The sequence below is a fragment of the Ralstonia flaminis genome (assembly GCF_958415495.1).
Lineage (GTDB): Bacteria > Pseudomonadota > Gammaproteobacteria > Burkholderiales > Burkholderiaceae > Ralstonia > Ralstonia flaminis.
Genome location: NZ_CATZLL010000004.1, coordinates 243,580 through 257,387 on the forward strand (window position 1 = coordinate 243,580; position 13,808 = coordinate 257,387).

General features: G+C 62.9%; 13 protein-coding genes and 1 tRNA gene. 6 read left to right on the forward strand and 8 right to left on the reverse strand.

The features are described from left to right. Positions 1 to 8: 8 nt before the first annotated feature. Positions 9 to 1,013 carry an asparaginase gene (locus R2N11_RS08025; RefSeq protein ID WP_316680753.1) on the reverse strand — a complete coding sequence of 335 codons (1,005 nt, stop codon included), beginning with the start codon at positions 1,011 to 1,013 and terminating at the stop codon, positions 9 to 11. Between the two features lie 125 nt (positions 1,014 to 1,138). Next, complete coding sequence (locus R2N11_RS08030) at positions 1,139 to 1,915, reverse strand: ferredoxin--NADP reductase (RefSeq protein ID WP_021194271.1); 777 nt, start codon at positions 1,913 to 1,915, stop codon at positions 1,139 to 1,141. Positions 1,916 to 2,158: 243 nt separating this feature from the next. Here R2N11_RS08030 and lexA point away from each other — a divergent pair, with 243 nt between their 5' ends. After that, complete coding sequence (lexA, locus tag R2N11_RS08035) at positions 2,159 to 2,812, forward strand: transcriptional repressor LexA (protein ID WP_316680754.1); 654 nt, start codon at positions 2,159 to 2,161, stop codon at positions 2,810 to 2,812. A gap of 120 nt (positions 2,813 to 2,932) precedes the next feature. Continuing rightward, a complete protein-coding gene (locus R2N11_RS08040) occupies positions 2,933 to 3,115 on the forward strand; it encodes a hypothetical protein (RefSeq protein ID WP_316680755.1) in 183 nt (60 codons plus the stop codon). Positions 3,116 to 3,438: 323 nt separating this feature from the next. Here R2N11_RS08040 and R2N11_RS08045 read toward each other — a convergent pair whose 3' ends face one another. Together R2N11_RS08045 and R2N11_RS08050 are read right to left on the reverse strand one after the other, a co-directional pair. Then, entirely contained in the window at positions 3,439 to 3,750 is a 312-nt protein-coding gene (locus R2N11_RS08045; RefSeq protein ID WP_199032332.1) for a cupin, read from the reverse strand. Between the two features lie 16 nt (positions 3,751 to 3,766). Continuing rightward, complete coding sequence (locus R2N11_RS08050; RefSeq protein ID WP_316680756.1) at positions 3,767 to 5,497, reverse strand: dipeptidase; 1,731 nt, start codon at positions 5,495 to 5,497, stop codon at positions 3,767 to 3,769. 138 nt (positions 5,498 to 5,635) lie between these two features. Here R2N11_RS08050 and R2N11_RS08055 point away from each other — a divergent pair, with 138 nt between their 5' ends. Beyond that, positions 5,636 to 6,028 (forward strand): nuclear transport factor 2 family protein, encoded by a 393-nt coding sequence (locus tag R2N11_RS08055; RefSeq protein WP_316680757.1) that lies wholly within the window; start codon positions 5,636 to 5,638, stop codon positions 6,026 to 6,028. Between the two features lie 42 nt (positions 6,029 to 6,070). On the opposite strand, the gene R2N11_RS08060 is transcribed toward R2N11_RS08055, so the two are convergent. The 3 genes from R2N11_RS08060 to R2N11_RS08070 all read right to left on the reverse strand — a co-directional run bounded on the left by R2N11_RS08060 (position 6,071) and on the right by R2N11_RS08070 (position 8,432). Then, positions 6,071 to 6,146 (reverse strand) — tRNA-His (locus R2N11_RS08060). An 86-nt stretch (positions 6,147 to 6,232) separates the two neighbouring features. Continuing rightward, on the reverse strand, positions 6,233 to 7,279 hold the full coding sequence (gene dusA, locus R2N11_RS08065) for a tRNA dihydrouridine(20/20a) synthase DusA (RefSeq protein ID WP_316680758.1): 1,047 nt from the start codon (positions 7,277 to 7,279) through the stop codon (positions 6,233 to 6,235). A gap of 43 nt (positions 7,280 to 7,322) precedes the next feature. Next, positions 7,323 to 8,432 carry an enoyl-CoA hydratase/isomerase family protein gene (locus R2N11_RS08070; protein WP_316680759.1) on the reverse strand — a complete coding sequence of 370 codons (1,110 nt, stop codon included), beginning with the start codon at positions 8,430 to 8,432 and terminating at the stop codon, positions 7,323 to 7,325. A 148-nt stretch (positions 8,433 to 8,580) separates the two neighbouring features. On the opposite strand from R2N11_RS08070, the gene R2N11_RS08075 reads away from it, so the two are divergent. Further along, entirely contained in the window at positions 8,581 to 9,495 is a 915-nt protein-coding gene (locus R2N11_RS08075) for a sterol desaturase family protein (RefSeq protein ID WP_316680760.1), read from the forward strand. Between the two features lie 66 nt (positions 9,496 to 9,561). Here the strand turns inward: R2N11_RS08075 and typA are convergent, their stop codons facing one another. Then, positions 9,562 to 11,382, reverse strand: a complete 1,821-nt coding sequence (gene typA / locus R2N11_RS08080; RefSeq protein WP_048932191.1) for a translational GTPase TypA — start codon at positions 11,380 to 11,382, stop codon at positions 9,562 to 9,564. Positions 11,383 to 11,620: 238 nt separating this feature from the next. Here typA and R2N11_RS08085 point away from each other — a divergent pair, with 238 nt between their 5' ends. Beyond that, positions 11,621 to 12,142: a MarR family winged helix-turn-helix transcriptional regulator gene (locus tag R2N11_RS08085; protein ID WP_430715420.1), complete on the forward strand. Its 522-nt coding sequence runs from the start codon at positions 11,621 to 11,623 to the stop codon at positions 12,140 to 12,142. A gap of 65 nt (positions 12,143 to 12,207) precedes the next feature. Continuing rightward, the gene (locus R2N11_RS08090) at positions 12,208 to 13,764 is read left to right on the forward strand and encodes an AdeC/AdeK/OprM family multidrug efflux complex outer membrane factor (RefSeq protein WP_316680761.1); all 1,557 of its coding nucleotides are present in this window, start codon (positions 12,208 to 12,210) and stop codon (positions 13,762 to 13,764) included. Positions 13,765 to 13,808: the final 44 nt, after the last annotated feature.

The window sequence follows — 13,808 nt, forward strand, 5'->3', positions numbered from 1 at the left end:
CGATTTTTTCAATACCGATCAATGACTTGCTGTAGGGAGGCAGCTTCTGCCTGGGCACGCCCGGCCGCGAGAAGCAGCATCAGTAGTACGCGCGCCTTATACGGATTGAGCGTGCCCGTGGAGGCCCAGCCCTGCCCATTGGGTTGCGCGGGCACGACGCCGGCGCCGGTACGTGTCGAACGCAGCACAAACACGCCTTGCTGGCTGGCGCGCTCCAGTGCAGTCTCGAGATTTGTGTGGATGGAGCCCGCGCCAGTCGCCGCGATTACCAGCCCCTTCACGCCAGCCGCCACAAGCGCATCGACCAGTCGCGCATCCGGTTGCGCGTAGCTTGCCAGCACCTCCACCCATGGCCATTGGCCCGCCTGCGGCATGGGCAGCATGTCGGCCGAGGCCGGGCGCTGGGTCGCACGCGAGAACTGCACCTGCGTGTCGAGGACAAAGCCCACCGGACCATTATCCGGCGAGACAAACGCCTCCACCGCGTAGGTGTGTCCTTTCTGCACATCACGTGCCGCGTGCACGCGCTGATTGAGCGCCACCAATACACCGCGCCCGCGCGAGGCCGGACTGGCAGCCAGTCGCACAGCATTCAGCAGGTTCAGCGGGCCATCCGCCGACAGCGAGGTCGACGGCCGCATCGCTGCAGTCACAACGATGGGCGCGTCTGTCTGCTGCGTCAGGTGCAACAGCATGGCCGTCTCTTCGAGCGTGTCCGTGCCGTGCGTGATGACCACACCATCCACGCGCTCGACGTCGATCCAGTGGCGGATGCGCGCGACCAGTTTCTCCCACACATCAAAGGTCAGGTCCTTGCTGTCAATCTGAGCGACCTGCTCGGCACGCACATTGGCAATGCGCTCCAGCCCAAGTTTGCTGGCCGCAAGCAATTGATCGATGGGTACGGCGCCGGCACGGTAGCGGGCAGCCGAGCCCGCATCATCGGCGGACCCGGCGATCGTGCCACCGGTAGCGAGGATGGCAATGGTAGGCAAGGACATCGTTGTGGACATGCGTGGTGAGCAAGGCGCGCATTGTATCCGCGCGTCCCGCCTTTGCCGACGCGGGATTGCCCTTGGGCAAGCGCCAAAGCAAAACGCCGGCACTCAGGCCGGCGTCTGCAACAGAAGAGCGGTGCTTACTTCTCGACGAAAGCGCGCTCGATCACATAGTCACCGGCCTCGCCCATGCGCGGCGAAATCTTGAAGCCACGCGCATCAAGCAGCTTGCAGGTGTCATCCAGCATGGCCGGGCTGCCACAAATCATGGCGCGATCGACGGCCGGGTCCAGCGGCGGCAGCCCGATGTCGGCAGACAGCTTGCCGTTGTCCACGAGATCGGTCAGGCGGCCCATGTTGCGGAACGGCTCGCGCGTGACGGTCGGGTAGTAAATCAACTTCTCACGCACTTGGTCACCGAAGAATTCGTTGTTCGGCAACTCGCTGGTGATGAAGTCGGCATAGGCCAATTCGCTCACCTGGCGCACGCCGTGCAGCAGCACGACTTTTTCGAAGCGCTCGTAGGTGTCCGGGTCTTGGATGATGCTCATGAACGGCGCCAGGCCAGTGCCGGTACCGAATAGGTACAGATTCTTGCCGGGCAGCAGATCATCCAACACGAGCGTGCCGACCGGCTTCTTGCTCACCAGCAGCTTGTCGCCGACTTTCAGGTGCTGCAGGCGCGAGGTGAGCGGACCGTTCTGGACCTTGATGCTGAAGAATTCCAGATGCTCTTCGTAGTTCGGGCTGGCAATGCTGTAAGCACGCATCAGCGGCTTGCCCTCGACTTCCAGACCAATCATGACGAAGTGGCCGTTATGGAAGCGCAGCGCCTGATCGCGCGTGGTCTTGAAGCTGAACAGGGAGTCGTTCCAGTGATGGACGCTCAGAACGGTCTCTTGGTTGAATGCGGACATGGTGACGTTTGGCCAGCCCAACGAGGCTTTGTGGCAGTGCAAAATACGGTCAAGGCCTTGATTTTATGCGATTCCCCTTCGCAGCGCCTGCATGGATTGCGCATAAGCTTCTAACCAGCCGCACAGGTTTTGACCTGGGTCAGAGGCTGCGGCGCAACCGCGCAACACGTCACAACGAAATCACTTGCGCTTCCCGCATCACTGTATAAAATCACAGCACCTGTTCAGATATACAGTGCACCAATGGCCACCCTCACCGCTCGCCAGCAGCAGATCTACGACCTGATCCGCCAGACGATCCAGCGCACAGGCTTTCCGCCCACCCGCGCCGAGATTGCCGCGGAGTTTGGCTTCTCGTCGCCCAACGCTGCTGAAGAGCACCTTCGGGCGCTGGCGCGCAAGGGCGTGATCGAGCTGACGCCCGGCGCCTCCCGCGGCATCCGGCTGCGCGCGACGGGCACGGATGCGAGTCAGCACCAGTTTTCGCTGCCATCGATGGGGTTGATGCAATTGACGTTGCCGCTGGTGGGCCGTGTGGCTGCTGGTAGTCCAATCCTGGCCGCTGAGCATATTGATCGGCAATACCAGGTCGATCCGTCACTGTTCTCCGCCCAACCGGACTTCCTGCTGAAAGTGCGTGGCATGAGCATGCGCGATGCCGGCATTCTCGATGGCGACCTGCTAGCCGTGCAGCGCGCGACCGAGGCCACCAACGGCAAGATTGTCGTGGCACGCCTGGGGGACGACGTTACGGTCAAGCGCTTCCAGCGCAAGGGCCGTCATGTGGAGCTGATCGCCGAGAACCCTGAGTTCGAGCCAATCCACGTCGACCTGGATCGCGACGAATTTCACCTGGAGGGCTTGGCTGTCGGCCTGATCCGGCCAGCCGCCCCGTAAGTCTCAGGCGCGCACGCGCCGTTTTCCCCTTGTTGTTTTGCCTTACCCGGAGGTGAGCCGTTGGCTCGCCGGGGCGGCGTCTTGCCGCCCGCTTTTTCACCCGAACTCACGAGGTCTGCCATGCGACTCGGATCGATGTCTTCCCGCCGCCCGGTGCATCCGGTGCCCTTCCGCCAAACCCAGGGAGTACGCATCTATCAAGGGGAGCAGCGCCGCACGATGGTCGGCAGCATGGCCGCGATCTGCCGCATGCTGGACGCAATTCCGGCGGCGGCCCTCCCAGCGGGTGCCGAGCGTTGTTGACACCAATGCGTCACGGCGCGACTCGGATCAGGGCATACCCCAATGCTGCCGCCGCAACTGATTTCATACACTGGCCGGGCCCTGAGGACAGGGCTTTCTTCAACTGATTTTCGGCCCGCCATTTGTGCGGGCTGTTTTTTCAGTCCGCATGTTGCTGCAGCGCCACATCCGAGGATGTTCCGCCGGCAAAACGGACGTTTACCCGGATTTTGTTTGGCGTACGTGACAGTAGTATTGCTAATGCCCTCAGGGGCAATTGAGATCGCTGAATTCGAAGCCCGCTAATTGCGGGCTTTTTTTTGCGTCGCAACTTGCTGGCTCGGCTAGACGCTACCGGCCTTCTCGACAACAAGGATGCGCGCGGCACCGCGTGGGTGGGCCACATGCTCACACCCCATGCCGGCGAAAAAAATATCGCCCGGCTCCAATACAGCAACCAACTCCGCACCACCCTCTCGATAGTGCATGTCGACGGTACCGTCGAGCACCACGAAGACCTCCTCGCCATCGTTCACGTGCCAGCGATAGGGCTGATCGGTCCAATGCAGGCGCGTGGTGATGCCGCCCATATTGGCAATGTCGAGCGCACCCCAGGCACGCTCGGCGGTAAACGACTTGGCGCGGATGATCTTCATGGCGATCGTGCGACGTTTATTGCATCGACGGCAGGTTGCCGATGCGCACTAGCATCTCGGTGAACATCTGCATATCCAGGTCGAGATCCGGCACCTCCTTGTACTCGTTGGCGTTGTGCGCGGTGTACTTCTTGCCGGGCATGGCCGGGCCAAAGTTGATGGCGTTCGGCATCAGCTTGGCCGTGGTGCTGCCGGCGGTCGGCACCGGCTTGGCGTCCAGGCCGGTCGTGTCGCCGTAGATGTTGAGCAGCGTCGACAGCCAGGCCCCCTTCGGATCACGTGCCATCCAGTTGCCCTGGTCGTGGTTGATCTCCAGGGCGACATGGTTGGCGTTGGCCCATGCATTGATCTTGCCGGCGATCTCGCCGCGCAGCGCCTCGGGCGTCTTGCCGCGCGGCATGCGCACGTTGGCGGTCACCTCCACGCGGCCGTTCTTGTCGCCGATCACGGTGGGCGAGATGGTGAGCGGGCCCATGAAGTCGTCTTTGTAGGCGAGGCCCATAGTGCTGCCGAGGTAGTCGGTGCCGTAGAGGTCGGTCAGGTAACGCACGGCGTGTGCGTAGGCGTTGTCAGCCAGACCCAGATCCGCTGCGCGCAGGAACAGCGCCAGGCGCGGCAGCGGGTTGACGCCCTCTTCCGGACGCGAGCCGTGTGCTGAGGTACCGGTGACCTTCACGACGATGCTGTCCGCATTGCGCGTGATGTCGATCGAGAACTTGCCTTGCGCCGCCAAGCTGCTCACAAAGGCATCGCGCTTGGCTTCGAGCGCGGCGGCGGCCACACCCAGATCGCCACCCTTGAGCGTGGCCGTGGCCGTCTGGGGGATGGAGCTGGCCGATGCCGCTCCGGTCATCGAAACAATCGCCGTATGCGCGGCATCCCCAGCCTGGGCGGGGAAGAACACCTTCAGTGCACCCGTGCCCTTCTCGGCCACGACAGCCGGGTACTTGCTATCGAGCACGATGTTGTACGCAGGCAGCTGCGTGTGCTCACGGTAGTACTTCATGCCGTCACCGCCGGTTTCCTCGGTGGTTTCGATCATCAGGCGGATGGTGCGCGCAAGCGGCACACCGCTGTCCTTGACCGTCTTCATGGCGTACAGCGCAGCGGCAATCGAGCCCTTGTCGTCAATGGTGCCGCGGCCGTACAGCAGGCTGCCCACGCGCGTGACCTTGAACGGATCGAGTTTGGTGCCGTCGGGCAGCACCCACTCTTCCGCCTTCGCGGGCACGACGTCGGCATGCGTCAGGATGCCGAACTCGTCCGAGCCGGTGCCGGGCAGCGTGACTTCAAATACGCGGTTGTCGACGTTGCGGTATTTCAGGCCGAAGTCGCGGGCCATGCCCTCGACCAGCTTGCCGAACGCCACGATGGCGGGGTTCTCGTGCTGCGGAATCTTGTCGTCGCGCACCGTGGGCAGCGCGACCATCTTCTCGATCGAGCCGATCACGGCCTGCTGGTTGTGCAGGCGGTTGTACACGCCGAGCAGACGGCCAATGTTGACGAGATCATCACCGGTTAGCGTAGCCTTCTTTTGATACGCAGCAACGCTACCCGCAACCTGCGGATCGGCCTTGGCAGCGGCAGCAAGGAAACTGTTGAGGTCAGCCGAGGCCTTGGATTGCTCGGCCACAACCAGCGCGTCGAGCTGAGATTTCTGGAGCGTGGCAGCAAAAGCGCCAGCACCAAACGCGAGCGACAAAGCGACCGTCAGCGAAGACAGGCCCAGATGGACAGTGCGTTGCATTGAAACGTTTCCGAAAAAGGCGAAGGCGCCATCATAGGGGCGATGCCCGGCGCGCGCATTGTGCAGCGCCGCAACCCTGGCTGCACGAACGTTGCGGCGATGCGGTTATGCTTGGATCTTTCCCAGGAGGCTCGCCGCATGGAACCGTGTCTGGACACCGCCCCCACCCTGCTCGATGTGCTGGAAGAATTGCGCAAGCGCGAACCCATCTTCCACCGCCCGGAGTTCGGCACCCGCCGCGAAGATTTCGAGCGCATGACGACTGAGGATTTCTGGGAAGTTGGCGCATCAGGCCAGCGCTACAGCCGCAGTTACGTGCTCGGCGTGCTGGATGCGCGGCACGGGCACATCGGGGAGGAATTCTGGCAAACGCGTGACTTCCGCTGCCAGGAGATTGCGCCGGACAACTATCTGCTGACGTATACGTTGGCGCAATCGAATCGCACGACACGCCGGTCAACACTTTGGCGACGCGCGATTGATGGCTGGAAGGTCGTATACCACCAGGGAACCATAGTGGCAGACGCTTGAACGCAAAAAAGCCCGCAAGAAGCGGGCTTTTCTACAAATCTTTGGGGTGACTGATGGGACTCGAACCCACGACAACCAGAATCACAATCTGGGACTCTACCAACTGAGCTACAGCCACCATCGTGCAACCAGTCAGAACAGACTGATTCGCGAAAAACGAGATTATACAAACATTCTTCCGGCGTGGCTAGGGGTTGCCGCAATTTATGCGGTGGCCGCCTCCTCGCCCGATTCCGCGCCGCGCCGCAGGTGGGCTCGTGCCTCATCAAACAATGCATGGGCATCGGCCAGCGTCTTGACGCGGCCAAGCGCCTTGGAGTCCGACAGCACCCGCCGCCAGCCACGCGCACCCGCAACGCCGCGGTACAACCCCAACATGTGCCGTACCGCCGCGCCAGCATAACCACCCCGCTCTACCCAGCGGCCGACGTAGGCAATCATTACGTCCTCCACCTCGGCGCGCGTGAGCGCTTGCGTGCCGGCATCGTAGTAGCGCGCGTCAAACGCGGCCATCAGGTGCGGGTGGTGATACGCCTCACGGCCGATCATCACACCGTCGACGTGTGCAAGATGCGAGTCGATCTGCTCCAGCGTCTGCACACCACCGTTGAGCAATATCTCCAGATGCGGGAAATCGCGTTTGAGCTGGTAGACCACCTCGTAGCGCAGCGGCGGAATCTCGCGGTTTTCCTTCGGGCTCAAACCCTTCAGGATGGCGTTGCGCGCGTGGACGATGAACGTCTCGCAACCGGCCTCGGCAATGGTGCCGACGAAATCGCGCACGAAATCGTAGGTTTCGATGGCGTCGATGCCGATGCGGTGCTTGACCGTGACCGGAATCGACACTGCGTCGCGCATCGCCTTGACGCCTTCGGCCACCAGCTTCGGTTCGGCCATCAGGCACGCGCCGAACGCGCCACGCTGCACGCGCTCGGACGGGCAGCCACAATTGAGGTTGATCTCTTTGTAACCCCACTGCTCACCAAGGCGGGCAGCCTTGGCCAGATCATCGGGCTCGCTACCACCGAGTTGCAGGGCGACGGGATGCTCCACTTCGTCGAAATCGAGGTGACGCGGCACGTCCCCATGCAGCAGCGCGCCCGTCGTCACCATTTCAGTGTAGAGCCACGTGTGGCGGCTGATCTGGCGATGGAAATAGCGGCAATGTCTATCTGTCCAATCCATCATCGGGGCGATGGACAGGCGGCGTGCATTCGGCGTCGGGCGGGGCGTGGGGCGTTCAGCAGTCACAGCAAAATCAACAGGTCAATTCAGGCGCGCAGTTTACCGGTTTCTAGTCCGACAACCCCAGCAGCGGATGCTGCTCGCGGCGCCAGGGCGAGACAAAGAACGCGGCCACTTCATCGTCGCGCACGGCGTCGATGTTCGCGTGCTTCCATTTGGGCGAATGGTCCTTGTCGACGGCCAGTGCGCGGATGCCTTCGATACCATCGCCCTCAGCAAACACGTGCGTCATCATGCCCAGTTCGCGGCGCAGCTCATCGGCCAGCGTGGTGTGACGGCCGCGGCGGATCAACTCCAGCGTCACGGCCATCATCAGCGGCGAGCGCTTGGCCATGTGCGCGGCGGTCTGCTCGGCCCACTCGGCGTCAGTGCTGCCGGCCAGCCCCGCCAGAATTGCAGGGACGGTAGCCTGGCCGAAACATGCATCGATCGCGGCGCGGTGCGGGCCAATGAGCGCCTTGGCGGCGTCCGGCACCGTTGCGGCTTCGGTAAAGCAGGCGACGATCTGCTCGGCGCTCTGCCATGTGCCATCACGCAGGCGCGGCACAACAGCCGCCAGCGCCTCGGTCGAGACATGGCAATCGGCCAGGCTAACTGAAAGCGCATCCGCCGCCTCGATCATCTGCCCCGTCACGCCCAGGTATTCGCCCACATGGCCCGGCACACGCGCCAGAAACCAACCGCCGCCCACATCCGGGAACAGGCCGATGTTGGTTTCAGGCATGGCCATTTTCGTGCGCTCGGTCACCACGCGCAGCGACGCACCTTGCGAGATGCCCATGCCACCCCCCATCACCACGCCGTCCATCAGCGCGATATAGGGCTTGGCATAGCTGAAGATCAGGTGGTTGAGACGGTATTCCTCGGTGAAAAAGGTGATGAGCTGCGGGTCTCCGGCCGTGGCCGCGCGGTGGAAGAAGCGGATGTCGCCACCCGCGCACAGCGCCTTGCCGCCCTCGCCACGCAGGATGACGGCGTGAACGGCCGGATCGTGCTGCCAGGCCAGCAGCGCATGCGACATCGCGCGGATCATCTCCAGCGACAGCGCATTGAGCGCTTGCGGCCGGTTCAGCGTCAGCCAGCCGATGCCGCCGCATACCTCGGCGATCACGTTGGGTTGGACATCAGCCTGGGGCGCGGTCGAAGCGATGGATTGCATATGTCTCGTGTTGTGTTTTGGGAATGACGGGTCGCACTGTACACGACGTGCCGCTCAAGCGAGGAAGGGCTCTAGCCCGCCCCCTTTCGCGACCCGGGTGTTGGGCGTATATCTGCAAGTTGGAGACAACACACATCACAACAATCAGATGAACCCTGCCAACGGCGCCCCCGGCGCGGCCAGTTTCGACCCCGGCCTGATCCTGCTGGCCTTCGCACCGGTCTTCCTGCTGACGATCGGCGCGGAGGCTTGGTATTGGCGCAAACGTGACCCGTCCATCTACAGTCTCAAGGACACCGTTTCAAACGCCTGCCTCGCGCTCATGCACCAGGCATCCGACGCGTTCTTCCTGTGGCTGATGGTCAAGACGGTCTATTCGTGGACGTACAGCCATGGCCTGCGCGCAGTGCCTGAGACATGGTGGTCATTCGCCCTCCTTCTGCTGCTGCAGGACTTTCTCTACTACTTCTTCCACCGCGCCAGCCACCGTGTGCGCTGGATGTGGGCATCGCATGTGACGCATCACTCGTCGGAGGGCATGAACTTCTCGACCGCGTTCCGGCAAAGCCTGACCTACCCGATTTCGGGGATGTGGCTGTTCTGGATTCCGCTGGCGTGGATCGGCTTTACGCCGGATTGGGTGATCCTGGCGGTGGGCCTCAACCTGGCATTCCAGTTCTTCGTGCACACGCGGCTGGGTGCGCTGGATTCGCGTTATGCAGGTTTCTGGCGCTGGCTGGGGCAGTACGTCAATACGCCTTCCGTGCATCGCGTGCACCACGCCAAGAACCCGCAATACATCGACCGCAACTACGCCGGCGTGCTGACCATCTGGGACCGCATGTTCGGCAGTTTCGTACCCGAGGAAGAAGCGCCCACCTTTGGCATCACGCGGCAAGTCCATACGCACAACCCAATCACCCTCACCTTTCATGAATGGGGCGATATGTGGGCCGATGTGTTTCGCGATCGGGACCTCCGCTATCTGTGGAAACCGCCCGAGTGGCGCAGCCCGCGGTCTACGGCGACCGCGGCACCAAGCAGCATTGGCTCCCCCTCCTGAGCACAACGCACCAAAACAAAACGCCCCGAAACCTCGGGGCGTTTTTCTTGGCGGATCGACTGGCGATCAGACCGCTTCTTCACGCGAAGCACGCTTGCGCTCGTGCTCCTTCAGGTGGCGCTTGCGCAGACGGATGCTCTTCGGCGTGACTTCCACCAGCTCGTCATCCGCGATGAATTCCACCGCATATTCCAGCGACATCTGGATCGGCGGCACCAGACGCACGGCTTCGTCAGTACCCGACGCGCGCACGTTGGTCAGCTGCTTGCCCTTGATCGGGTTCACGACCAGATCGTTATCGCGGCTGTGGATGCCGATGATCATGCCTTCGTACAGTGCATCGCCCGGCGACACAAACATGCGGCCGCGATCCTGCAGCTTCCACAGTGCGTAGGCCACGGCCGCGCCGTCATCCTGCGAGATCAGCACGCCGTTGTGGCGCTCGCCCAGGTCGCCTTCCTTGACCGGGGAGTAGTCGTCGAAGATGTGGCTGATCAGGCCGGTGCCGCGCGTCAGCGTCAGGAATTCACCCTGGAAGCCAATCAGGCCACGCGCCGGAATGCGGTATTCCAGGCGGGTGCGGCCCTTGCCGTCGGACGCCATGTCGAGCAGTTCGCCCTTGCGGCGGCCCAGTTCTTCCATCACGCCGCCCTGGTGGCCGTCTTCCACGTCCACGGTCAGGCGCTCGAACGGCTCGCACTTCACGCCGTCGATTTCCTTGAACACCACGCGCGGGCGCGACACGGCCAACTCGTAGCCTTCGCGGCGCATGTTTTCCACCAGAATCGTCAGGTGCAGTTCGCCACGGCCCGACACTTCGAAGATCGTGTCATCGCCGGTGTCCTTCACACGCAGTGCCACGTTGGACTTCAGCTCGCGGTCCAGACGGTCGCGCAGTTGGCGGCTCGTCACGAACTTGCCTTCACGGCCCGCCAGCGGCGAGGTGTTGACGCAGAAGTTCATCGTCAGCGTCGGCTCGTCCACCTTCAGCATCGGCAGCGCGTCCTGGGCGTCCGGCGCGCACACCGTGCAGCCGATGCCCAGCTCTTCAATACCGTTGATCAGCACGATGTCGCCGGCTTCCGCTTCGGGCACGATCTCGCGCTCCAGACCGCGGAACTTCAGCACCTGGTTGACGCGGCCCTTGATCGGCGCGCCTTCCGGGCCAAACTTGACCACCACATCTTGCAGCGGACGCACGCGGCCACGCGTGATGCGGCCCACGCCGATCTTGCCGACGTAGCTGGAGTAATCGAGCGAGATGATCTGCAATTGGAGCGGGCCGTTCGGGTCATCGTCACGCTGCGGCACCTTCTCGAGAATGGTCTCGAACAGCGGCTTCATGTCGCCGCTGCGCACGTCGTCGGTCAGGCCGGCGTAGCCGTTCAGGCCCGAGGCGTACACGATCGGGAAGTCGAGCTGCTCGTCAGTGGCGCCCAGCTTATCGAACAGCTCGAAGGTCTCGTTGATCACCCAGTCCGGACGTGCACCCGGGCGATCCACCTTGTTGACCACGACGATCGGCTTCAGGCCCAGGGCCAGCGCCTTGCGCGTCACAAAGCGCGTCTGCGGCATCGGGCCTTCTTGGGCATCCACCAGCAGCAGCACGCCGTCGACCATCGACAGCACACGCTCCACTTCACCGCCGAAGTCCGCGTGTCCCGGCGTGTCGACGATGTTGATGTGCGTGCCGTTGTACTCAACCGCGCAGTTCTTGGCCAGGATCGTGATGCCGCGCTCTTTTTCGATGTCGTTCGAGTCCATCACGCGTTCGGTGAGCTGCTCGTTCTCGCGGAACGTACCGGCCTGGCGGAGGAGCTGGTCGACCAGCGTGGTTTTGCCGTGGTCAACGTGGGCAATGATGGCGATGTTGCGAAGCGCGCGCATGGGATGTGAACTCGAAAAGACGTGGCGCAAGCCATGAAACAGCTCGCGGAATAACCTGACATTCTAGCATGCTGCGATGCGCAAGACATGACACGCCCTGACGAATCTATGAAGGGATATTGCGCAAGCGACACTTGGATCACACATTATTTCTAAAACTGGAATCACACATTCAGTACCTTGCCGTTTGCTGCGCCGATTCGTATATTTGTCCGGACAATGATTGCGCATACATAAGATGTCCGAACAGACAAGACCCGCCACCGAAGTTGCTGCTACCGGAACCCTGTTCCGGGTGGAGGACTACCGCATGTGTGAAAGCGTGGGCTACCTCGTCGGGCGCGCGAAGACGGCGCTATCCATGGCGATCGAGCAGGAAGTTGCGCAGATGGACGTGACGCACTCTCAGGCCAGTTGCCTGGTGCTGCTCGCCAACGGCCGCTGCCAGACCGCCACCGACCTCGGCCGCGAACTGAACACCGACATCGGCTCGCTCACCCGCATGCTGAGCCGCATGGAAAAGCGCGGCCTGATCGAGCGCGTGCGCAGCGAATCCGACCGCCGCGTCGTGCACCTGGAATTGACCGTTGCCGGACGTGAAATGGCCGACCGCATGCCCGCCATCTATACCCGTGTGCTGAACCGTTTCTTTGCCGATTTCACGCGCGCCGACGTCGATACGTTGCGCGGTCTTCTCAAGCGCATTCTCGACAACGGCACCGCAACCGAAGGCAACCGCCAGCGCACCGCCGATCACTGACGCCGCACAGCCTGAATTGCACCAAACGTTTTTCGCTCTCCTGATCGCCTGACACCTCAAACAACATGAACGCCTTGAACTCCGCCCCCCAGGCACTTGGCTCCCGCGGCCGCACGGGCTACACCCGGGCGCAATGGCCGGCACGCCTGGGTGTGGCGCTTTCCGCCATTGCACTGGCCGCGCTGGCAGGCTGCGCCAACCTCGGCAACTCGCACAGCACGCAGACGCTGACATCGCCCGAGCAATTGGCCAGCGCAAAAACGCTGCCCTCGCAGGGCGGCCAGTGGCCGACGATGAACTGGGTCGACCAGTTCAACGACCCGCAACTGCACGCGCTGGTGGACGAGGCAATCAAGGACAACCCCAACCTACAGGTCGCCTTTGCCCGCGTGCGCGCATCGCGCGCCATGGCTGACGTGGTGCGCGGCAACCTGTACCCCAGCGTGGGCCTGGATGCCGAGATGACACGCCAGCGCCTGTCTTCTTACGACCTGTTTGAAGGCACGCCGCTGGGCGGCAACTGGTTCACCGAATCGAAGATCCAGTTGGGCGTGAGCTACGACCTGGACTTCTGGGGCAAGAACCGCTCCGCACTGGAAGCCGCACTGTCTGATGACAAGGCCATGGAAGCCGAAAGCCAGGCGGCCCGGCTGATGCTCTCGACCTCGGTGGCACGCACCTACGCCAAGCTCGCCGCACTGTATGCGCAGCGCGACGTGGCCCAGCGCACCATCGACCAGCGCAAGGACCTGACCAACCTCGCCGGCCAGCGCCTGCGTGCCGGTCTGGATACGCAAGTCGAAACCACGCAGGCGCGCGCCAACGTTGCCGCAGCGCAAACCGAGCTGGAGCAAGTCGACGAACAGATTGCGCTGGCACGCAACCAGTTGGCCGCGCTGCTCGGCAAGGGCCCGGATCGCGGTCTGTCGATTGCCCGCCCGACGCTGCTGGCACAAAGCACGCCCAAGCTGCCGAACAACCTGACCATCGACCTGATCGGCCGCCGCCCGGACCTCGTGGCCGCGCGCTGGCGTGTCGAGGCCGCATCGAAGGACATCGACGTGGCCAAGGCCGAGTTCCTGCCGGACATCAGCCTGACCGCCTTCCTGGGCGTGGCATCGATCCTTCCGGAAAACCTGCTGCTGGGCAACTCGCGCCAGCTCGGCATCGGCCCGGCGCTCAAGCTGCCGATCTTCCAGGGCGGCAAGCTGCGCGCCAACCTGCGCGGCAAGTACGCCAGCTATGACGCGGCCGTCGCCAGCTACAACCAGACGCTGACCGAAGCCCTGCACGATACGGCTGACCAGATCACCGCGCTGCACAGTATCGATTCGCAGATCACGATCCAGCGCACAGCCCTGTCGGAAGCCGAACGTGCCTACAGCCTGGCCCGTACCCGTTATGGCGCCGGACTGGGCACGCAGCTCACCGTGCTGAACGCAGAGACCACGGTGCTGCAGCAACGCAAGCTCGCCACCGATCTGCAGGCACGTCGCCTGGATGTGCAGATGGCACTGATCAAGGCACTCGGCGGCGGCTACACGGCAGAAGAGCTGCCCGGCGCCAAGCCCGAACACATGACGACCGGCGAGGCTGCCCAACAAGCCCCGTCGCATAGCTGATTTGAATTGAACCGACTGTTCCAACGCATTCTTTCGAGCCAACA

Bases quoted from the DNA above. Each gene is read 5' to 3' on its own strand.
- R2N11_RS08025 (WP_316680753.1), bottom strand. From the start codon at position 1,013: ATGTCCACAACGATGTCCTTGCCTACCATTGCCATCCTCGCTACCGGT.
- R2N11_RS08030 (WP_021194271.1), bottom strand. From the start codon at position 1,915: ATGTCCGCATTCAACCAAGAGACCGTTCTGAGCGTCCATCACTGGAAC.
- lexA (WP_316680754.1), top strand. From the start codon at position 2,159: ATGGCCACCCTCACCGCTCGCCAGCAGCAGATCTACGACCTGATCCGC.
- R2N11_RS08040 (WP_316680755.1), top strand. From the start codon at position 2,933: ATGCGACTCGGATCGATGTCTTCCCGCCGCCCGGTGCATCCGGTGCCC.
- R2N11_RS08045 (WP_199032332.1), bottom strand. From the start codon at position 3,750: ATGAAGATCATCCGCGCCAAGTCGTTTACCGCCGAGCGTGCCTGGGGT.
- R2N11_RS08050 (WP_316680756.1), bottom strand. From the start codon at position 5,497: ATGCAACGCACTGTCCATCTGGGCCTGTCTTCGCTGACGGTCGCTTTG.
- R2N11_RS08055 (WP_316680757.1), top strand. From the start codon at position 5,636: ATGGAACCGTGTCTGGACACCGCCCCCACCCTGCTCGATGTGCTGGAA.
- R2N11_RS08070 (WP_316680759.1), bottom strand. From the start codon at position 8,432: ATGCAATCCATCGCTTCGACCGCGCCCCAGGCTGATGTCCAACCCAAC.
- R2N11_RS08075 (WP_316680760.1), top strand. From the start codon at position 8,581: ATGAACCCTGCCAACGGCGCCCCCGGCGCGGCCAGTTTCGACCCCGGC.
- typA (WP_048932191.1), bottom strand. From the start codon at position 11,382: ATGCGCGCGCTTCGCAACATCGCCATCATTGCCCACGTTGACCACGGC.
- R2N11_RS08085 (WP_430715420.1), top strand. From the start codon at position 11,621: ATGTCCGAACAGACAAGACCCGCCACCGAAGTTGCTGCTACCGGAACC.
- R2N11_RS08090 (WP_316680761.1), top strand. From the start codon at position 12,208: ATGAACGCCTTGAACTCCGCCCCCCAGGCACTTGGCTCCCGCGGCCGC.